This is a genomic window from Rhodococcus sp. SMB37, from assembly GCF_004345605.1.
Taxonomy (GTDB): Bacteria; Actinomycetota; Actinomycetes; order Mycobacteriales; family Mycobacteriaceae; genus Rhodococcus.
The window spans coordinates 111700-131060 of record NZ_SLVY01000014.1 but is presented as its reverse complement, the minus strand read 5'-3'; the positions used below and the strand labels follow the sequence as shown (position 1 = coordinate 131060).

Annotated in this window: 19 protein-coding genes; 10 read left to right on the top strand and 9 right to left on the bottom strand. The window is 64.3% G+C overall.

Going from position 1 to position 19361, the window contains the following annotated elements; genetic code table 11:
• The first annotated feature begins 433 nt into the window (after positions 1 to 433).
• The gene (locus EV641_RS21220) at positions 434 to 865 is read left to right on the top strand and encodes a helix-turn-helix domain-containing protein (protein WP_241997387.1); all 432 of its coding nucleotides are present in this window, start codon (positions 434 to 436) and stop codon (positions 863 to 865) included.
• A 160-nt stretch (positions 866 to 1025) separates the two neighbouring features.
• On the top strand, positions 1026 to 1259 hold the full coding sequence (locus EV641_RS21215; protein ID WP_132474308.1) for a hypothetical protein: 234 nt from the start codon (positions 1026 to 1028) through the stop codon (positions 1257 to 1259).
• Between the two features lie 357 nt (positions 1260 to 1616).
• Here EV641_RS21215 and EV641_RS21210 read toward each other — a convergent pair whose 3' ends face one another.
• Positions 1617 to 1946 carry a PASTA domain-containing protein gene (locus EV641_RS21210; RefSeq protein WP_054718913.1) on the bottom strand — a complete coding sequence of 110 codons (330 nt, stop codon included), beginning with the start codon at positions 1944 to 1946 and terminating at the stop codon, positions 1617 to 1619.
• Positions 1947 to 2221: 275 nt separating this feature from the next.
• On the opposite strand from EV641_RS21210, the gene EV641_RS21205 reads away from it, so the two are divergent.
• Entirely contained in the window at positions 2222 to 2461 is a 240-nt protein-coding gene (locus EV641_RS21205; protein WP_132474306.1) for a sigma factor-like helix-turn-helix DNA-binding protein, read from the top strand.
• A 12-nt stretch (positions 2462 to 2473) separates the two neighbouring features.
• Here EV641_RS21205 and EV641_RS21200 read toward each other — a convergent pair whose 3' ends face one another.
• The gene (locus EV641_RS21200; protein WP_132474304.1) at positions 2474 to 3916 is read right to left on the bottom strand and encodes a PLP-dependent aminotransferase family protein; all 1443 of its coding nucleotides are present in this window, start codon (positions 3914 to 3916) and stop codon (positions 2474 to 2476) included.
• Between the two features lie 80 nt (positions 3917 to 3996).
• Between EV641_RS21200 and EV641_RS21195 the strand changes: the two genes are divergently transcribed.
• The 4 genes from EV641_RS21195 to EV641_RS21180 all read left to right on the top strand — a co-directional run bounded on the left by EV641_RS21195 (position 3997) and on the right by EV641_RS21180 (position 9752).
• A complete protein-coding gene (locus tag EV641_RS21195; protein WP_054712942.1) occupies positions 3997 to 4623 on the top strand; it encodes a pyridoxamine 5'-phosphate oxidase family protein in 627 nt (208 codons plus the stop codon).
• A 112-nt stretch (positions 4624 to 4735) separates the two neighbouring features.
• The gene (locus EV641_RS21190) at positions 4736 to 5422 is read left to right on the top strand and encodes a TetR/AcrR family transcriptional regulator (RefSeq protein ID WP_132474302.1); all 687 of its coding nucleotides are present in this window, start codon (positions 4736 to 4738) and stop codon (positions 5420 to 5422) included.
• A complete protein-coding gene (locus tag EV641_RS21185) occupies positions 5422 to 8007 on the top strand; it encodes an ABC transporter ATP-binding protein/permease (protein ID WP_199233345.1) in 2586 nt (861 codons plus the stop codon). Before EV641_RS21190 ends, EV641_RS21185 begins: the two co-directional genes overlap by 1 nt.
• Entirely contained in the window at positions 8004 to 9752 is a 1749-nt protein-coding gene (locus EV641_RS21180) for an ABC transporter ATP-binding protein (protein ID WP_132474300.1), read from the top strand. Before EV641_RS21185 ends, EV641_RS21180 begins: the two co-directional genes overlap by 4 nt.
• A 56-nt stretch (positions 9753 to 9808) precedes the next feature.
• On the opposite strand, the gene EV641_RS21175 is transcribed toward EV641_RS21180, so the two are convergent.
• The gene (locus EV641_RS21175) at positions 9809 to 10246 is read right to left on the bottom strand and encodes a MarR family transcriptional regulator (protein WP_158289203.1); all 438 of its coding nucleotides are present in this window, start codon (positions 10244 to 10246) and stop codon (positions 9809 to 9811) included.
• 76 nt (positions 10247 to 10322) lie between these two features.
• On the opposite strand from EV641_RS21175, the gene EV641_RS21170 reads away from it, so the two are divergent.
• Positions 10323 to 11567: a multidrug effflux MFS transporter gene (locus EV641_RS21170; RefSeq protein ID WP_277874516.1), complete on the top strand. Its 1245-nt coding sequence runs from the start codon at positions 10323 to 10325 to the stop codon at positions 11565 to 11567.
• Between the two features lie 293 nt (positions 11568 to 11860).
• Here EV641_RS21170 and EV641_RS21160 read toward each other — a convergent pair whose 3' ends face one another.
• The 4 genes from EV641_RS21160 to EV641_RS21145 all read right to left on the bottom strand — a co-directional run bounded on the left by EV641_RS21160 (position 11861) and on the right by EV641_RS21145 (position 15866).
• On the bottom strand, positions 11861 to 12055 hold the full coding sequence (locus tag EV641_RS21160) for a hypothetical protein (RefSeq protein WP_054712936.1): 195 nt from the start codon (positions 12053 to 12055) through the stop codon (positions 11861 to 11863).
• A gap of 104 nt (positions 12056 to 12159) precedes the next feature.
• On the bottom strand, positions 12160 to 12576 hold the full coding sequence (locus EV641_RS21155) for a hypothetical protein (RefSeq protein ID WP_054712933.1): 417 nt from the start codon (positions 12574 to 12576) through the stop codon (positions 12160 to 12162).
• A 102-nt stretch (positions 12577 to 12678) separates the two neighbouring features.
• Entirely contained in the window at positions 12679 to 15114 is a 2436-nt protein-coding gene (locus EV641_RS21150) for an ABC transporter permease (protein WP_158289202.1), read from the bottom strand.
• Entirely contained in the window at positions 15114 to 15866 is a 753-nt protein-coding gene (locus EV641_RS21145; RefSeq protein WP_132474294.1) for an ABC transporter ATP-binding protein, read from the bottom strand. The genes EV641_RS21150 and EV641_RS21145 overlap by 1 nt, the downstream gene beginning before the upstream one ends.
• Positions 15867 to 15977: 111 nt before the next feature.
• Between EV641_RS21145 and EV641_RS21140 the strand changes: the two genes are divergently transcribed.
• Together EV641_RS21140 and EV641_RS21135 are read left to right on the top strand one after the other, a co-directional pair.
• Entirely contained in the window at positions 15978 to 17207 is a 1230-nt protein-coding gene (locus EV641_RS21140; protein WP_132474292.1) for a sensor histidine kinase, read from the top strand.
• Positions 17189 to 17836, top strand: a complete 648-nt coding sequence (locus EV641_RS21135) for a response regulator transcription factor (RefSeq protein WP_054712923.1) — start codon at positions 17189 to 17191, stop codon at positions 17834 to 17836. Before EV641_RS21140 ends, EV641_RS21135 begins: the two co-directional genes overlap by 19 nt.
• 12 nt (positions 17837 to 17848) lie before the next feature.
• On the opposite strand, the gene EV641_RS21130 is transcribed toward EV641_RS21135, so the two are convergent.
• Entirely contained in the window at positions 17849 to 18454 is a 606-nt protein-coding gene (locus EV641_RS21130) for a carboxymuconolactone decarboxylase family protein (RefSeq protein ID WP_054712920.1), read from the bottom strand.
• Between the two features lie 60 nt (positions 18455 to 18514).
• Complete coding sequence (locus EV641_RS21125; protein ID WP_054712917.1) at positions 18515 to 19342, bottom strand: TauD/TfdA family dioxygenase; 828 nt, start codon at positions 19340 to 19342, stop codon at positions 18515 to 18517.
• Between the last annotated feature and the right edge of the window lie 19 nt (positions 19343 to 19361).

Here is a 19361-nt window from a genome sequence, read left to right as displayed (position 1 = left end):
GCAACCCTGGAACGGGTATCCAAACCACCTCACCGAGTTCAGGCGAATCCGCGGTAGATCCCGTCCGGGCCGGTATCGACCGCGAGGACCGGATGCTCCGATCAGTGTTTCGCGGTGTGATCGGCGAGGAACACATAAGCACGGCGACCGATCGCCTTTCGCAGATGGTCACCAGCCTCCGAGGCGTCCGAACCCACGATGGGCACCCACTCAACGAAGCCGCGCATCGTCTCGCCGTGGCAGCGCGTCGATGCCACAACGCGAAAGTGTCACCGGCAGTGGCGACAAAGATCGCGAACAACATTGCGGCATCGATCGACGAACCACACTCTGCAACTAGCTACGGTGGTGACATTGGATCAGCAATAGAGGTGAGGAGGCCGAGTCCGTGAGCACGGAGCACATCGCCCGAGAAGACAGGACCGTCCTATCCTTGACCTCAGACGAGGTCGAGCAGGCTCGCGCCTTCAACGAACGGATCCACGCGACTCGCGGCACATCGAACAGCGAAGACGGATACACGATCACGCTCGCAACATCGGACACAGAGCCTCTCCTACTCCCCACCGAGCTGGCTGGAATATTCAACCAACTGCTCGACATAGTCAGCCGCGGAGGAACAGTGACGGTGGGTAGCATTCCCACCGAAGTCACCACCACGACCGCCGCGAAAATGCTGGGGATATCTCGTCCCACACTGATGAAACTCGTGCGAGACGAAGCACTGGCCGCACACAAACGCGGGTCGCATACGCGCCTGTTCAGCAAGGATGTCCTCTCTTACAGGGACGCCCAACAAAGCCGGCAAAGCGATGCCTTCGAGCGCTTGCGCGCACTCGAAGACGAGCTCGGCATCGAGGACTGACACAACCAACTCGATCGACCAGAACATGCGCCCCCGACAGCTTGTACCATCCTCCGTATGACATGGGGGCAGGGGACAAATGTTCTGGTCGATGCGAATGTGCTTTTCACGGACACTTCGCGACTGGCTTGCGCTGCTCTATTTGAGGTCCGGCCAGACGATGTTCGAAGTGATGTGGACGGACGACATCATGGTGGAGTTCCAGTACCACCTCCGTAAGAAGAATCCGTTTCTCGACGATGCCCAATGCGGCGGTGTTCGGCGCAATCTCGAGGACACATTCGCCAGCGGTCGTGTACGCAATTTCACGATCAACCCGGACGGCCACTATCCCGACATCGTGACGCTCATGTTCATTGCGCAGCCCTCCATGCGCAGGCAGACATCATTTTGACGCACGACCCCAAGGGCCTCCCCGAAACGGATGACCTTCCGTACGAGATTTACACCTGCGACGAATTTTTCTTACTCATAGATGATTCCGGACCGCAGATCGTCCGAACCGTCATCGCGGAGCAACTCCGTTACTACCACGCCAGGGAGATCAGAAGCTCGCTTCCCGAAAGATTGAAATCGGCAGGCGCACCAGACTTCGCCGAACGTGTTCGGTGCCACCTCCAGCACCTCGATATCGGTCAAGTCCTCGTCGGTTCTACCAGCGGGGTTTGACGCCCTTCCTCATTGCGATGCGACCACATGAGTGAGCGCTCCGCGCCAGCGGTGGGGGTGAGGTGCAATCGGCGGTTGGGGATCACTGGCAGATCAGGACAACTCCGATGCCGTCCCACACCTCGGTATCGCTGCTGTAGTACGAGTGAGTGCTGCTGTTCCACTCCCCCGCAGCTTCAGTGTGATAACCCAGGTCTCTCTGTTCGGTGACGGTGCACGCATCCCGTGAGGCGCTGCCGGCCCTGCTGATGATCGAATGTGGTGCGCCTGCGGCGTCCAATGTTGCGTACGCGTCCGTCTCGTTCATTCCCACAACATTCGGAACGGTCGACGCGGATGCCGTCCCGGCGCCGAACACGGCTGCCGACACCACTGCAGCACCTACGAGTCCTGCGAAAACCTTCGAACGCATGTTATCTCCTGTCCTACAACGCAACCGATGGGTCTGGGCATGCCACGTTGAGCTGTGCCCGTTGCCTGTTCGAGTTCATGGTCGTCGTGCAACCTGCAAGCGCTCTTCGAGCAAAGTCCCAGTCTGCTGTGAATCACCGAGCTCGATACCTGGCGATTCTCGAGTTCTTCACAGCTGGCCCGGAACTCCTCGTGGCCCACTGGGAAAGTCGCCCGGACCCTCCCTGATCTCCGGGTGGCACACACATCCGTCGATCCGAGGTACCCGTCACCGTCATGCATCCAGTCACCACCGAAGACCACATCACGGCCCTCGCGGCACTACGCGCACGTCGCACGATCGGCGAACTCGTTGCGTCGCTCAGCGACCGGCAGCGCACGATCCTGGACTTGCGGTTGCGGCGCGGCCTGTCTACTCAGGAGACTGCCGACATCATGGGAACGACAGTCGCCGCGGTACTTCTGGGCCAGCATCGCGCGCTGGCGCGACTGCGGGCGGGGCTCCGGTCCACGTGATCGGCCCGCCGATCAAGAAACAACCTGCCGCACCGCGTCTGCGATCACCCCGGCCACCTCTCCCGCCGCGGATTCCGGCAGGCACGCATAGCCGCATACCAGACCTCGTGGCCCACGATCACCCGAGAGCTGCGCCGACACCGGGGTGGTCCGGACACCGCATTGTTCGGCCGCCGCCACGACCGCAGTGTCGTCGATACCGGCGGGCAGGCTCAGCACCACGTGCAGACCTGCCTCGATTCCCACCACCTGAACCCCCTCGAGATCAGCGAGTTGCAGTCGCAGCGCGTCGACGAACGCTGCGCGGCGCGCCCGATAAGTGCGGGCAGTCCGAGCGAGATGCCTTGTCAGGGAGCCATTGTCGATCAACGTGGCGAGCGCGAGTGCGGATATCGCGTTGGCCGTCTCTCCACATTCTGCAAGAGCGTCGCCGATGCGGGCGCGCAATGGATCCGGCGGGATCAGCCAAGCGAGTCGCAGCGCCGGCGACAAGATCTTCGATGCGGTGCCGATGTAAGCGACACAGTCGCGTCCACCGTCGATGCTGCGCAATGCGGGAAGCGCCGACACGTCGTACCGGAACTCGCCGTCGTAGTCGTCTTCGATCACCAGCATGCCCACCGCGTTCGCCCGTGCGACGAGTTCGGCGCGGCGCGCGACCGGCATTCGTGCGCCCATCGGGTACTGGTGCGCCGGAGTGCAATACACAGCCGCATCGGTGTCCACGAGCAGATGTGGTGGCAGTCCGTCGCTGTCGACGGGGACAGGCCGGATGCGGGCTCCCTCGGTGACCAGTGCACGGTGAGCCCGGTGATATCCGGGATCTTCGAAGGCGACGTCGCGTCCATCGAGTTCGGCCGCCACAGCAAGGACACGCATGGCCGCAGCAACTCCGGGTAAGATCACCAGCTCTTCTGGCACAACGTCGATTCCGCGAGTGCGTCGCAGATGCACAGCGAGGGCAGACCGCAGTTCGGGGTGGGCCGCCAAGTCGGATCCTCCCGCCGCCGGAGCCGCGCTCGCGACACGACGCCACGCGCTGCGCCACGCGGATTCGGCAATGAGAGAAGTGTCCGGTCGCCCGGGGCGAAGGTCGGCGACGGCAGGCTCCACCCGGGTTCGCTGCCGCGGCGGCACGACCGTAGCGGGTTCGACGGAATGGGACTGTGCGTGCGCGCGGGCCGCCACGTCGGCGCCGGGGGCGATACGGGTTGCCGAACCGGGCACAGCGACGACGAAGCCGGACGCGGCCAGTTCGTCGTACGCCTCGACGACTCCGCCGCGCGCCACCCTCAACTCGGCGGCAAGCATCCGAGACGACGGCAGAGCGTCGCCGATCCCGAGGCGACCGAGCCGGATCTGTTCGACGATCGCTTCTGCAATGCGGTGCCGGAGCGGTGCGCTGCCGGAGGGCACCGTCAACGGGAGATTCACAGGAGTCGCAACACGGGGCACATCGTCCAAGATACTGGTCTCCAAAGCCGACCCGATTCTGGATCTGTTCTCCGGTCCGGATAACCGGCAGGGTTGCCATCATGGATACAGTCACTCGCTACCCCGAACGCGCCCGCACCGATCGGGAGGATCTCGACCGCGTCCTCGATTCCGCCTCGACCTGCACATTCGCCACTGTGCTCGACGGGCGACCATGGCTGGTGCCGATGCTCTACGCCCGTGACGGGGATCGAATCCTCCTGCACGGTTCCACGGGGGCCGGCGCACTGCGTCACGTCATGGCCGGGGCACCCGTCGCGGTGAGCGTGATGCTGCTCGACGGAATCGTCGTCGCCGAAGATCTGTATCACTCGTCGGCCAACTACCGGTCGGCCGTGGTCCGCGGTACCGTCGGACGACTCGGCGCCGCAGAGGCACTCGAGGCCCTGAACATACTGTCCGACAGGCTGATTCCTGGACGGAGCAGCGAAGTGCCTGCCCCGACGTCCAAGCAACTCGCGGCGACTGCGGCACTGGCTCTGCCCATCCTGCCCGGGCAGTGGACGGCGAAGGTGCGGGATGCACCACCTACGAGAACGGACACCCCCGGCCCGTGGTCCGGAGTGGTACCGCTACGCACCGTCGCCGAGACACCCGTTCCGGCGCCGTGGATATCCGACGATGCCCCGCTCCCCCTGTCCGTCCAGCGCCTGGCCGCAATCGACTGAACCAGATGCCGACGTGTACCGCGTCCGTTCCAAGCTCTTGTCACGAACCGGAGAGGAACTTAGACTGCCCTAAGTTATGGGGTTCAACTTAAGGGATCGGGGCGATGAGCGAGTGGCTCAGCCGGTTAAACGTATGCGCAGGATCGACGTCGACGACATCGTCCGCGTCGGTCGTGAACTCGGCATGCGCCACCTGAGCCTGAGCGCGGTCGCAGCGGAACTCGGAGTATCCACCACCGCCCTGTACCGGCACGTCGACGGCCGCTGGGGGCTCGAACGGGTCGTCGGAGAGAGCTTGTTGGACGACCTCGTCCTGCACGACAATCCCGAACACGACCCGACCCGACATCTGCTGTCGTTCGGGATGCAGCTCAGGGCGTTCGTCCTCGCCCACCCCGGGCTCGGCACCTACATGCAGACCCTCTTCCCACGCGGAGAAGCGGGTCGCCGGCTGATGACCCATGAGGTCGTCGCGTTGGGACGGCGTGGGTACGCACCCGATGTGGCCATCGCCCTGTCCAGCGCAGTCGCGGGAAACTCCATCAACTACTCGGTGGCCGAGGACAACCAGAACGCCAGGTCGGACGGTCTCGAGGATCAACGACGCGACGTCACGAACCAACTGGCCGTTGACGCCGACTTGGGCGAGACCCACCGCGAGCTACCCAATTTCGAACACGGGGAATACGTGAAACTCGTTCTTACAGCAACAATCCGAGGTCTCGTGTCGGTCGCCCCACCGGGTCGACCGCTGGAGCAGGTGATCGCCGATCTGGCGACCACCGGAATGGGGATCTGATGGCCAAACGGGGATTCCAGGGGGCGGTGATGCGCGGGTTCGGAGCCCGCGACCACAGCGCCGTCGTCACAGGTACCGAACAACTCGCTCCGCATTTCGTGCGCGTACGGATGACATCCGAGACGTTGTTCGATGAGGTCGATCCAGCACCGACGGCATGGCTTCGGTTCTGGGTGCCCGATCCCGACGATCCCGATACAGAACACCAGCGCGCATACACGTTCACCGAGTCCGATCCCGATACCGGACACTTCGCCGTGGACTTCGTCCTGCACGAGCCGGCCGGGCCGGCATCTGCGTGGGCGAAACGTGCGGTACCTGGCGACGCCGTCAGCATCACGTCGTTCGGGTCGAAACCTTTCGACGTCCCCGACGAGCTTCCCGCCGGCTATCTGCTGATCGGCGACTCCGCGTCGATTCCCGCGATCAGCAGCATCATCCGCGCCCTACCCGACGACGTCGCGATCGAGTTGTACCTCGAACAGCATGACGAAGACGATCTGCGCATTCCGATGCCCGATCATCGTCTGATGCACAAGCATTGGATTCCCCGGCAGGGACCCACTTCGCTGGCTGCGGCCATCGAAGACCGCGACTGGTCGAATTGGACGGTGTGGGCGGGTCCTGAATCGAAGGCGCTCAAACATGTCCGGGCACGGCTACGTGACGATTTCGGATTTCCGAAGTCCGAGATACACGCCCAGGCATACTGGTTCCACGGTCGAGCCATGGGCACTTACCGCTCCACCGAGCCGGCCGAACCCGAACCCACGCAGCTCGACGAGACACCGACACCCGAGCCGGTTCGAAGCAATCGAGGCTCGTGGAACGCGGATGCGGCAGGAAAATTGATCGCTCCGCTGCGGGGCACTCTCATCGTCGCCGGAATCCTGCAGGCGCTCATCACCTTGATCCAGCTCGCACCGTTCGTCCTACTGACCGAGCTGGCACGACGAATGCTGGACGGCGCAACCGAATCCGAACTGTGGACCATCGGGCTCTGGGCGGTCTGGTTGATGGGCATCGGCACAGTGCTCGCGGCCGCCCTCACCTTGTGGCTGCACAGTGTCGATGCTCGATTCGAACGCGATTTGCGTCAACAACTTCTGGGTAAACTCGCCAAACTGCCGCTCGGCTGGTTCACGGCCCGCGACTCGGGGCAGGTGAAACGGCTCGTGCAGGACGATACGCTGTCGCTGCACTATCTCGTGACCCACGCAGTGACCGATGCGGTCGCCGCGGTGATCGCCCCTGTTGCGGTGCTGATCTATCTTTTCGCAGTGGATTGGCGTCTGGCACTTCTGATGTTCGTGCCGATCCTCGTCTACATCGTGACGATGACGGTGATGCTCGTTCAGTCCGGAAACAAGACTGCGCAGGCGATGCGCTGGGCCGACCGTATGGGTTCCGAAGCAGGCGCCTACCTCGAGGGACAACCGGTGATTCGCGTGTTCGGCGGAGCAGCCGCATCCACGTTCCGTGCGAGACTGTGGGAGTACATCGAGTTCCTCGACGGCTGGCAACGCCCGTTCAGTGGCAAGAAGTCACTCATGGACCTGGCGACGAGGCCCGCCACCTTCCTGCTGCTCATCACGGCAGCCGGTACCGCGCTCATCACCTCGGGCAGTATGGAGCCCACCACGCTGCTTCCGTTCCTGTTCCTGGGCACCACGTTCGGTGCCCGGCTACTCGGACTCGGATACGGTGTCGGCGGCCTGCGTGACGGGATGCTCGCGGCGCGCAGGATCGGCGTCGTCCTCGACGAACCCGAACTCGGCCCCCAGGAGAAGAGCCCCGCAACGTCGCGGCCTTCCACCGCTGCCGTCGATTTCGACCGTGTCCGGTTCTCGTACCGGCTCGGCGCACCCGTGATCGACGACATCTCTCTCACCGCAGATACCGGGACGATCACCGCGCTCGTCGGTCACTCCGGTTCCGGCAAGTCCACGCTGGCGTCTCTGCTGGCTCGATTCCACGACGTCGACGAGGGCACTATCCGCGTCTTCGGCCGCGACATCCGCGAACTCGACGCCGATGCGCTCTATCGGCAGGTCGGATTCGTCTTCCAGGACACTCAACTCGTGCAGGGCACCGTGCGCGAGAACATTGCGCTCGCCGTACCGGACGCTACCGACGACCAGGTGGAAGCTGCCGCACGCGCCGCATACATCCACGACCGGATCCTGCAGCTACCCGACGGGTACAACACCGTGCTCGACACGAATCCACAGTTGTCCGGAGGTGAACGGCAACGCATCACGATCGCGCGCGCCATCTTGGCCGACACCCCGATCCTCGTCCTCGACGAAGCGACGGCCTTCGCCGATCCCGAATCGGAGTACTTCGTCCAGCAGGCCTTGAGCCGGCTCACCGCCGGCCGCACCGTGCTGGTGATCGCACACCGGTTGCACACCATCGTCGACGTCGACCGGATCGTGGTGCTCGACCACGGCCATATCGCCGAATCCGGCACCCACAGCGAGCTACTCGCCACCGATGGCCGCTACAAGAAGATGTGGGATGCAGGATCCTTCACGTCGAACGAACTTGTCCACGCCGACGCAGACCAGGAGCCGAGCCGATGATCCGCACACTGCTCGTACTGCTGCCGCCCGGCAGCCGCCGCACTGTCGCCTCCCATGTGTTTCTCACCGTCGTCAGCGTCGCGCTTCGCGCTGCCGGTGTGGTGCTGATGGTGCCGCTCGTCGGCGCTCTGTTCGGTACCACGCCGTCCGATGCGTGGCCGTGGCTGGGCGCGCTCACCGGTGTCACGATCGCGGGCTGGATCGTCGATATGTTCGTGTCCCTGCTCGGATTCAACCTCGGCTTCGGGCTGCTCAACCACGCCCAGAACGAAATAGCCGAGCGCACCGCACGAATCCGGCTGACGTGGTTCACCGGTGAGAACACCGCAACCAACCGGCAGGCCATCGCGGCCACCGGGCCGGACCTCGTCGGCCTCATCGTGTATCTGGTGACTCCGATCCTCAGCGCCATTCTGCTGCCACTTGCGATCGCGATTGCGTTGCTGCCGATCAGCTGGGTTCTCGGTGTTGCTGCGCTCGCCGGTGTGCCTATCTTGCTGGGCGCCTTCCTGCTCTCGGCCCGGCTCGGCCGCGGCGCCGACCGCGTCGCTTCTGATGCCAATGCTGCACTCACCGAACGGATCGTCGAATTCGCGCGTACCCAGCCTGCACTGCGCGCTGCTCGACGCACCGAGCCCAGCCGCAGTCACGTAGGCGAGGCGCTGGACCGTCAGCATTCGGCCACGGTGCGACTGTTGCTCATGCAGGTTCCGGGACAGCTCATCTTCAGCCTCGCAACTCAACTCGCGCTCGCGATCCTGGCCGGTGCGGTCGCGGTGCTGACAGTGCGCGGAGACCTCGACGTGACCGAGGCGGTCGCCTTCATCGTCGTCATCGTCCGCTACCTCGACCCGTTCACCACACTGAGCGATATCGCCGGTGGTGTCGAATCGTCTTTGACCACTCTGCGCCGCATCCGTGCCGTCCTCGACGCCCCCGTCACGAACAACGACGGCACCTGCGCCCTCACCGGCAGGACGCCCCGAATCGTGCTGCAGGACATACGGTTCTGGTACAACGTCGGGGAGCCGCCCGTGCTCGACGGTGTCGACCTCACCTTCGAGGCCGGCACCACCACCGCGATCGTCGGCCCGTCCGGCTCCGGCAAGAGCACTATTCTCACGCTTCTCGCCGGTCTACACGAACCGCGCACCGGACGGATACTCGTCGACGGTGTCGACGCCGAGACCCTGGATCCGATCTCGCGACGCGCGCTGGCCGGGATGGTTTTCCAACACCCCTATCTGTTCGACGGAACGATCCGCGAGAACATCCGTGTCGGCGATCCGAATTCCGACGACGCCGCGCTCACCGCCGCTGCCACACTCGCGCGGGTCGACGAAGTGATCGCACGTTCCCCCGACGGGTGGAATACTCGCGTCGGCGAGGGCGGCGCCGCACTGTCGGGCGGTGAGAAGCAACGCGTGTCCATCGCGCGCGCCCTCCTCAAACCCGCACCGCTCCTGCTCATCGACGAAGCGACCAGCGCACTGGACACCGAAAACGAAACCGCGATCGTGCAGGCCCTCACGGACGACCCCACCCCGCGCACCCGCGTGATCGTCGCGCATCGTCTGGCGAGTATTCGCACCGCCGACCGCGTCGTGTTCCTCGAGCAGGGCCGAGTTGTCGAGGAGGGCACCGTCGACGATCTACTTGCCGCCGGAGGCCGGTTCGCAGAGTTCTGGCGTCAGCGTGACGAGGCGTCGGGTTGGCAACTCGAGACGTCGGGGCCCCGTCCATGACCTCAGGGCGGCGCGGTAGCTGACACGAACACGTCTGCGGCGGTATCTCGTGCGCCCTACCCGTAGGGCCGAAGTCGTGAAGCAACCTCACTCAGAGCTTCGAGGGAGTCGAACAGGGATTCTCGATGCTCAGGAGAAAGTTCTCCCAGCACCTCTTCCAGCGCGCCGGTTACCGCCGCGTCGATCCGCCCCTTGTTCGCTCGGGCGAGATCCGTACGATGAAGCAACGACTTCCGCTTGTCTCGAGGGTCCGAGGACTTCTCGACCAGCCCACGCTCGCTCAGGGCACGGACCACGGCCGAAACATTGGACGTCTTCATATTCAACGCCGACCCTACTTCGGTGACGCCGGCTCCATCGTGGTGCTCCAGATATCGAAGCACTGCGCGCTCAGCAGCCGGTAGTGGCTCGAGCCCCGACCGGATGGGCCCCTTCCGCTGAACCCACCAGGCCAATTCCATAAGGGTCTTCGCCGTCTCATACGCCTTGTCCATCCCACCATTTTGACATGGAGACATACATATGTGAACATAACAAACCTATCGATTCGAAAGAGAGTCTCTTCTCGCCGTGAACAAGTCTTCGACGACCACCGCTTCCCTGATAGCCATGTTGGCGCTTCTGAGCGCCCAGGGCCCCTTTGCCATCGACATGTACTTGCCGGCTTTTCCCCAGATGATGGTGGACCTCGACACCGGCGCCGCCACTGTTCAGCTGACGCTCACCGCGTTCATGCTCGGCATGGCCGTGGGCCATCTCGTCATCGGGCCGCTGTCGGATCAGTTCGGCCGACGTAAGCCGCTACTGATCGGCGTCTTCGCCTGCACGATCGCCAGCGCGCTCTGCGCCGTCGCACCCAATGTCGAATTCCTCATCGGCATGCGATTCGTGCAAGGTTTCGCAGGTGCTGCCGGTGTCGTACTGGCACGCGCCGTGATCTCCGATACGGCTCACGGAGCGCAGGCCGCGAAGCTGTTCTCCATCATGATGGCGGTGAGTGGCATCGCACCGGTTCTCGCGCCGCTGGCAGGCGGCGGAGTCATCGCTTTCGCCGGTTGGCGCGGAGTGTTCTGGGTGTTGGCAGTTTTGAACCTGATCATGTTGATCGGTTCGTTCTTCATCCTGAAAGAGTGCTTGCCACAGGAACTTCGCAGCAAGGGAGGCGTCAGCGAACTCTTCTCCAACGCCGGGCGCGTTCTCCGCAACAAGCGATACCTCGGATTTACCTCCGCCTTCGCGTTCTCGATGGCCGCCATGTTCGGCTACATCGCTGCCTCGCCATTCGTGATCCAGAACATCCTCGGACTCGGCACTACCGCCTACTCACTGATCTTTGCCCTCAACGCCCTGGGCCTGACCATCACCAGCATCGTCGCGGTGCGGTTGGCGGGTTCCGTGGGGCCGCTGCGGATGACGTACGTCGGGGTCTCCGGACTTCTGGTGTCCAGTGCCGCTCTGCTGGCGGTCGTGTCGCTCGCCGATACATCACTTGTGCCCACACTCGTCCTGCTCTTCCTGGCCATCTCGCCGCTGGGCTTCGTCTTCGGCAATGCCGCGGCATTGGCCACAGAGCAGGCCAAGAAGTACGCCGGAACAGGGTCCGCGATCCTGGGCGCACTTCAGTTCACCTTGGCCGCCCTCGCTTCACCGTTGGTGGGGCTCGCCGGCGAAGGTAGCGCCATACCGATGGCGATAGTGATGGTCGTTGCCGGCGCGATAGCCCTCCTCAGCTTGGTGACTCTCACACGTGGCACGACAAACGAACCGGAGACCGGTCAGGTCGATCACAAGTTGGAAGCCATACAAGGGAGGTGATTTCACGGCAAGCAGCCCGAGCAACAGTGATACTGCCAGCGACTCGGCCTGCTCGCCTCCGGAGGTAATGCCTCTGCCACTCGATCCGAACTGTTGCGCGTCTCCCATGCCGACAAGGAGAGTCGACCTGGCCCCACACTCCTTCCCGCGCGCCGGCCAGTCTCCGGCAACGACCGCCGCCGATGCGCGAAGCAGGGATGCGCGCGGGAAGACGCAGTCGCCGAGGTCATCTCATTCGCCCTCAGCCGCCCCCGTCATCTGGTCCTCAACGAGATCCTGCTCCGACCGGCGACTCAACTCGGTTGACAGCGCGCGAGATCCGCATCACCGTCGTAGTCGACCGCGCCGCTGTGCAGGTCGACGACCGCATCCACTTCACCGTCACCGTCCGCGTCGGTTGCGATCAGATCGATCCGGCCGTCGCCGTCGGTGTCCTCGACCTGGGTTTCGAAAGTCGCCGTCGGTATCGAGCGCCGACAGGCTCGCACAAGCCTGGGATAACGGCAGTTCACAGACCCGGAAGGCGAGTGCGTGTGACCGCCTTCACGCTAGCTGGAGCGTTCGTGGTGTCCTGCTGCGCAGGCGGAACCATTCAGCGCCGAGGCGGCAATCCGGCATCTGGGTCGGATGGATCGGTCCGGCCGACGCTGTTGCCGTCGCGGACCGACGGATCGAGCTTGTTCGCGCGCGCCACGTCCTCATTCAATTCAGCACGGGAGCGATCAGCCGCGACGCGCTGATTCTCCGCACGGTTGCCCAGACGTTCTGCTTCTGCGGCCTTGGCATCCGCGTCGGCTGCTGCCCGTCGCGCTTCCGCTTCGGTCTGCTCGGCCACCACGGCACGTTGTTCGACGACCGGCTGCTTCTCCGTCACTCGCTCACGGATGTGCGCAGCCTCCTCCTGCCGTTTCACGGCGCCCCGACGCCTCAGTGCCCACACCAGTCCGATGAGCAACAGCACTACCACGAGTGCGATGATGATCAGTCCGATCCAGCCGTTGGTACTCATTGCAACCTCCTTCGGGCAATACCAAGCGGATACCCGCAAGAACGAACCGGAAACGCGAGGTATTCGGCCGGAGCACTTCGACTCGGCGGGGCCGGTGCGGACTCATCGGGCCGCTCCGGCGGATCGAATCAGCCTTGCCGCCGGAAGCAGGGCGGATCCCAGTGCGATTACCAACGACACCGCCCCGACCCCGGCCACGGCACTCCATCGCACTTCCAGCGACACGGAAGTACCGAGGTCGTCGGCCAATCCCGCTGCGACACCGGCCAGCGCCGGCCATGCCAGGACAGCTCCGAGGACGGCACTGATCACTGCCACCACCGCAGCCTCTGCCGCCACGACCCCGAGGATCTGACGACGCGTCGCGCCGATCCGATGTAACAGCGTGAAGGCGGGGCGCCGGTCGGATGTGGCCATGAGCATCGTGTTTGCGACAGCCAGTGCAGCGAAGCCGAGGGACAGCCCCACGAGCGCGAGTTCGAACAACCCCAGGAGCCGCGCATCCTCGGCGTTGCCCGCGCTCTCGTACTGTTCCGGTGTCTCCACCCGCGCACCCGTACCGGCCAACGCGTCCGTCAGGGCCGCGTGTTCGACGCCGTCCACGTACAACAGCGGGGTCATCGCGACCCGGTCGTGAGCCAACGCCGTCTGCGTATCGACGTACGAGAATACCGGCCCTCCCGATACCACGGCCACCACCTCGAGCAGTTCCTGTGCGCCGTCGGGAAATACCGTCGGTACCGCCGCGCCGACTCCCACACCCAGCCGGGACGCCGCGTCCGCATCCAGGACGGCAGTGCCGGGCGCGAGACGGTCGACCGAGCCTTCGTCGGTGGTCAACCCCATCGACGAGAGAGCCGCCGTGTCGATCCCCCACACGTCCAGTGCCCTCTCGCCATACACGAGCATGGTCGCGACCGGCGCGACAACAGACCCTCCATACGACCGCACGGTGTCGACGACATCGAGCGAAAGCGCCGGAGTACCCTCGCCCGGCGACACGACCAACTCCGACGGAACCGCCGCTGATGCCGTCTCGCCGAAGGCCTTGTCCATCGTGTCGATCAAGCCGGTCAACATCACCGCGAATCCGACGAGAACGAGGATCGGCGACAACACCGACGACACGCGCCGCACACCATGCGACGACTCCGCGCGCACCAGTTCCGCGGTCGGACTCGAACCCCGCACGAACACCCGGATCAACCTCGGCAGATACACCGGTCCGAGTGCCGTGGCACCGACGATTGCCGACATCACCGCGGCAACCGCGAACGACGCCGTCGACCCACCGCTACCACTCGTCGCGCCGGCCGCAGCGAACCCGAATGCTGCGACAACGCCGATTCCGCCTGCGATCCACCGTGCCCTCGTCATCGGGGACCGCTCGGCCTGCGCTTCCCGCAACGATTCCATCGGCTGTACCTGCGTGGCTCGGCGCGACGCGAACCATACGCCCGTCACTGCAACTACCAGGCCGGTCACCACCGACGCCAGGACCGGCATCGCGGTGATCGACAGCTCCCAGCCTGCCGGCAGCATCCCGGCGTCGCGCATCCATCCACCGAGCATCGGCGCCGACGCACACCCCAGCATGGACCCGACAACACTCGACACCGCACCGATGACGACGGCTTCCGCCAGGAGCATCCGTCGTACCTGCCCTGGTGTGGCTCCGACTGCCCGCAGCAGACCGAGCTCTCGCCGACGCTGCGTCACAGTGAATGCGAATGTGGTCGCCACGATAAACACCGTGATCGTCGCAGCGAGCAGCCCCATCGCGCCGAGCAGCTGCGACCCGATATTACGGGCGCCGCGATCCGCCGACGATTCGATCGCCACCAGATCATCGCCGGTGAGGACGTCCCCGGACGCTCCGACGATCGCCGCGAATTCTGCGCGCACCGAGTCGGTGTCGGCACCTTCGTCGAGAATCACTCCGATGGTGGTGGCGCCCCCCGACAGTGTCCGCGCGGTCGCGTCGTCGACGTAGACGGAACGACCCTGCGCCAGACCCGCCACAATGACGTCCGTTCGGCCCGCAGCGGTGACGAGTGCGGTCGAATCCCCGACCACGAGCCCGCTGGATTCCGGCGCGACGATCTGACCGGCCTCGACCGGGGGCGATCCGGCAATGATCCGATTTCCACCCAGAGTCGATGACGAAATATTGTGTCCCAGTGGGTCATCCCGATCGGTCGGGGTGAGTACTCGATCACCCTCGACGAGCTGCGCGGGGAACACCGAACTCGGAACCACCGAAGCAACGCCGTCGACCTGCCCGAGCCGGGCGACCACGCTGTTCTCCGTCGACTCGTCCCACGGCTTGCGTACCGGTGTGGAGTTGTAGGTCTCGCCCAGCACCTCGGACGCAACGACGATGTCCGCGTCGGCGTACTGAGCCGGTGGGCGCGGCTGCGCAGACACGATGACCAGCAACGTAGCCGAGAGCAGACCGATACCGCAGGCGAGCGCGACCGCGCTGCCGAGCAGATTCCGCCACTGATGTCGCGCCGAAGACACTGCGAGCGAGAACATCACGCCTCCCATTCGGTCATGCGCGCGGCGATCCGCTGAGCGGGCGTTCTCGAGCTGAACTCATCGACGACCCTGCCGTCGGCGAGGAACAGCACTCGATCGGCGGATGCTGCCACCACCGGGTCGTGCGTCACCGTCACGACCGTCTGACGATGCTTGTCGACCAGCCGTCGAAGTTCCTCGAGCACAGTGCGCGACGACGTGATATCGAGCGCTCCTGTCGGCTCGTCGGCGAACAGGACCGAAGGATTCGAGATCAGGGCACGCGCAATCGCGACACGTTGCTGCTGGCCACCCGACAGTTCCGACGGGAGGTGCGCGGCTCGGTCGCTCAGTCCGACGAGGGCCAGCGCCGCGGCCACTTCCGTCTTCTCCGGCCGCTTGCCGTCCAACCTCAGCGGCAGTGCCACATTTTGCGCGGCGGTGAGCGACGGCACAAGGTTGAACGCCTGGAATACGAACCCGATGTGCCGACGTCGAAACTTCGTCAGCTCCTTCTCTCCGAGCTGCGTCATGTCGATCTCGCCGATGAACACCGATCCCGCGTCGGGGCGATCGAGGCCGGCGGCGCAGTGCATGAGCGTGGACTTGCCCGAACCGGACGGTCCCATAATCGCCGTGAAGGTTCCCGGTGCGAATTCGACCGAGACATCGTCGAGTGCGGTCACCATATGATCGCCGAGTCCATATTCACGGGAGACGCTGCGCAGTGCGACATGCCCTCGCGTCGTGGTTCGAATCGTTGTCGTCATGGGCTCGACCCAACCGGTTTCCGGTTATCGTGTCGGTCACGCAGGGGTGACTCTTCCGAGTAGCGCCAGCACTACTGTGGCGCCCTCCCGAACGCGATAACGTGCTTGGACGTGGAACCCTCTACGCTTCGCGCCGCGGTGCCACGATCGCCGAGACGGTTCCTGCTGTCGTGGTGGCCGTGGCGCGCCATCGTCTACCTCGCGACAGGAGCCGCGCTGGGCGCGTTGACCGCTGCGGCGGTTGCGCTGGCGATAGTGCTGTCGATCTACGTGGTGGGTCTCGTCCTACTCGCGGCATCGCTGCTCATGGGTATCCCGATCGCCCGGTGGGAACGCGCGCGGTTGCGTTTGGTGGATGAGGAGCCGACCTTCGATCCGCACATCCGAGTTACGGAGCGGGGCCTGCGCGCGTGGCTCCGGGTTCGGCTACGGGAGCGCGTCACGTGGCGGGAGCTGGGCTATGCCGTCATCAATGCGTCGATCCTGTGCTGGATCGATACCGTGGTACTGCTCCTCTGCCTGGGAACGGTGTTCTTCGGCGTGGAGATGTCGCTGACCGAACCCGGTGTGCCGACGCACTATCGGGTGATCTTCGTGCTCGCGTCGCTCCTGTTCCTGCCGATCGCTGCCTACATCATCGCTGCGTGGGCGGCGGGTCGCGCCGAGATCGCGCGCGCCGTGCTCTCTCCGCGCGACGCGGAACTCGACCGCATGCTCAACGAGGTGACCCTGTCGCGCAGTGCGCTCGCGGCAGCGTTCGACGCGGAACGTCGCCGGATCGAACGGGATCTGCACGACGGAGCACAGCAACGACTTGTCGCCTTGTCGATGTCGCTCGGCATGGCGAAGCTCGATCTACCCGCCGACTCCCCGGCCGCCGAACGTGTCGGCGAGGCGCAGCAACAGGCGCGGCTGGCGTTGGAGGATCTGCGCGACCTCATTCGCGGCATCCATCCGCAGGTCCTGGCCGAGCGCGGACTCCCCGCCGCGATCGACGACGTCGCGGCCCGCTCACCGACACCCGTGGAGGTGCGGTTGGACGTACCCCGAATGTCCGCGGACGTCGAATCCACCGCATATTTCGCGGTGTGCGAGGCGCTCGCGAACGTCGCGAGACATGCCGATGCTTCGTACGTTCGCGTCGAAGGACAGTTGACCGACTCGACGTTGATTCTCGAAGTGATCGACGACGGTTTCGGCGGCGCCGACCCGGCACACGGCACCGGACTCACCGGTCTCGGTCACCGTCTCGCCGTACTCGACGGCACGATTGTGCTGGACAGTCCGATCGGCGGGGGCACCCGACTTCGAATGGAGATTCCATGCCGGCACTCCGCATAGTGTTCGCCGAGGATTCCCTTCTCGTCCGCGAAGGGGTCGTGGGCATCCTCGGGCGATTCGGGCACGACGTGGTGTCTGCCGTGACCGACGCCGACGCGCTCCTCGAGGCGGTCGCAGTCCACACGCCCGATATCGCGATCACCGATGTAAGGATGCCTCCGACCCATACCGATGAAGGTCTACTCGCCGCAATTACTCTGCGCCGCACTCATCCTGACCTACCCGTGCTCGTCCTCAGCCAATACATCCAGCCCACCTATGCGGCGGAACTCATCGACTTCGACACCGGCGGCGTGGGCTACCTGCTCAAAGATCGCGTCGGCGAAGTCGAGCAGTTCGTATCCGATGTCGAACGTGTCGCGGAGGGCGGCACGGTGGTGGATCCCGAAGTGGTCCGCACACTCCTTGCCACGAACCGGAACCCACTGTCGCGGTTGAGCGGCCGTGAGCTCGAGGTGCTGGCACTGATGGCGGAGGGCGATTCGAACGCGACGATCGCATCGAAACTGGTGGTCACCGACGCCGCGGTCGCGAAACATGTGCGCTCGATTCTCATCAAGCTCGATCTGCCACCCGAAATGGACGGGCACCGACGAGTGCTGGCGGTGCTGAAGTACCTGCAGAGATGAAGGCGGGTACCGTTACGCGGTTTCTGCCTTCGCAGCTCGTTCTGCCACCAGATCCTTGATGTCCTGGTCGATCTCGAGTTCGAACGATCTGAACATCCGTGCCAACAGGTCGTAGCTGCCTACCGTGAAGATCAGGTCGAGAATCTGCTGGACGTCGAGATGCGCGGCCAGGACCTTCCACGTGGATGCGCTGATCTCGCCGTCGACGATGAGTTCGTCGACGGACCGCAGTATCGCTGCGTCGAGCTCGTCCCAGAACGGTGCTGTCGGGCCGAATGTGACCCGGCTGATCTCCTCGTCGTCGAGACCGGCGTCGCGTGCCATGAACACATGCTGAATCCATTCGTATCCCGAATCACGCACAACGGAAACCCGAAGCACGAGAAGCTCACGCTGGCGTTCCGACAATGTGGTCGCCATCAGAAGATGACCGTTGAAAGTGAAGTACGCCTTGGCCAATTCCGGGTGATGGGCAAACGTTCCCAACGTGTTGAGCGCCTTGGGACGCCCCTCGGTGGACGGTTGCGCATGTCGTGGATTCGGAGGGGTCATCGCAGCCAGCGCCGCGCGCATTTCCTTGGGGAACTCACGCAGAGTGAGCGGTTCGATTCGTGCCATGTCGGTTCGTCCTCGGATTCGTAGGGTTTGCGGATGTGCGACGTCGGAACTGCTTCCCGGCTATGCGACCGACTCGTCGCCCGCCAAGGTGGTGCGATGCATCAGACGACGTGAGGTGGGTTCGTACGGGAGCGCTCGATGCAGAAGACCTGTGTTGTCCCATATTACGAGATCGCCCACCTGCCATCGATGACGAAGCACGAATTGGGGTTGCGTTGCCCATTCCAGGACGTCATCGAGAAGCGCGCGCCCGTCTTCCGGACTCATCCCCACAACCTGCCCGGCCGTCGCCCCGATCAGCAGTGAGCGCCTGCCGTCCCGATGCTCCCACACCAGTGGATGCTCCCGCGTAGGTAGACGATCCCATGCATCCTTCTGCTTCCGAGTCGCATCGGGATGGGTCAATGCCTGAGCCGCAGCCATACTGTGGATCACTCGGTAGCCCGCGAATTCGGCTTTCCGGCCCTCCGGAAGCGCGTCGTAAGCAGCATAGGTATTCGCGAATTCGGTATCACCCTCACCGTCGACGACTTCGCGCGCGGTCAACAGCGTGGCCTTCTGCGGGATATCATCGGTGACTCCGTCGACATGCCAGAAGATCGTGCTGCGGCGGGCCCGCGCCAACTCGCTCCTAGTGAGGTCGAGGGAGACCGGGGAGATCTCAGGGAACTCCGGGTGCCCGCCGATGGGAGCGACCACCACATCGCCGAGCATTCGACTGAATACGACCAGGTCTGCATCGGAGATGTCTGCCCGCCTGAAGACCACGACCCCGTGACGAGCGAGTAGCTCCAAGGTCTGCGACGCCGTGTCGCGGGAGGTGAATCCGGAATCCGAGACTCCTTGAACCTCAACGCCGATCGATGGCAACGCTGCTGTTGTGATCATGAACGCACCCTTCCTCGTT

Excerpts from the sequence above, each read along its gene's own strand:
- EV641_RS21215 (WP_132474308.1), top strand. The coding sequence starts at position 1,026 with ATGTTCGAAGTGATGTGGACGGACGACATCATGGTGGAGTTCCAGTAC.
- EV641_RS21210 (WP_054718913.1), bottom strand. The coding sequence starts at position 1,946 with ATGCGTTCGAAGGTTTTCGCAGGACTCGTAGGTGCTGCAGTGGTGTCG.
- EV641_RS21205 (WP_132474306.1), top strand. The coding sequence starts at position 2,222 with ATGCATCCAGTCACCACCGAAGACCACATCACGGCCCTCGCGGCACTA.
- EV641_RS21195 (WP_054712942.1), top strand. The coding sequence starts at position 3,997 with ATGGATACAGTCACTCGCTACCCCGAACGCGCCCGCACCGATCGGGAG.
- EV641_RS21185 (WP_199233345.1), top strand. The coding sequence starts at position 5,422 with ATGGCCAAACGGGGATTCCAGGGGGCGGTGATGCGCGGGTTCGGAGCC.
- EV641_RS21180 (WP_132474300.1), top strand. The coding sequence starts at position 8,004 with ATGATCCGCACACTGCTCGTACTGCTGCCGCCCGGCAGCCGCCGCACT.
- EV641_RS21175 (WP_158289203.1), bottom strand. The coding sequence starts at position 10,246 with ATGGACAAGGCGTATGAGACGGCGAAGACCCTTATGGAATTGGCCTGG.
- EV641_RS21155 (WP_054712933.1), bottom strand. The coding sequence starts at position 12,576 with ATGAGTACCAACGGCTGGATCGGACTGATCATCATCGCACTCGTGGTA.
- EV641_RS21150 (WP_158289202.1), bottom strand. The coding sequence starts at position 15,114 with ATGTTCTCGCTCGCAGTGTCTTCGGCGCGACATCAGTGGCGGAATCTG.
- EV641_RS21145 (WP_132474294.1), bottom strand. The coding sequence starts at position 15,866 with ATGACGACAACGATTCGAACCACGACGCGAGGGCATGTCGCACTGCGC.
- EV641_RS21135 (WP_054712923.1), top strand. The coding sequence starts at position 17,189 with ATGCCGGCACTCCGCATAGTGTTCGCCGAGGATTCCCTTCTCGTCCGC.
- EV641_RS21130 (WP_054712920.1), bottom strand. The coding sequence starts at position 18,454 with ATGGCACGAATCGAACCGCTCACTCTGCGTGAGTTCCCCAAGGAAATG.
- EV641_RS21125 (WP_054712917.1), bottom strand. The coding sequence starts at position 19,342 with ATGATCACAACAGCAGCGTTGCCATCGATCGGCGTTGAGGTTCAAGGA.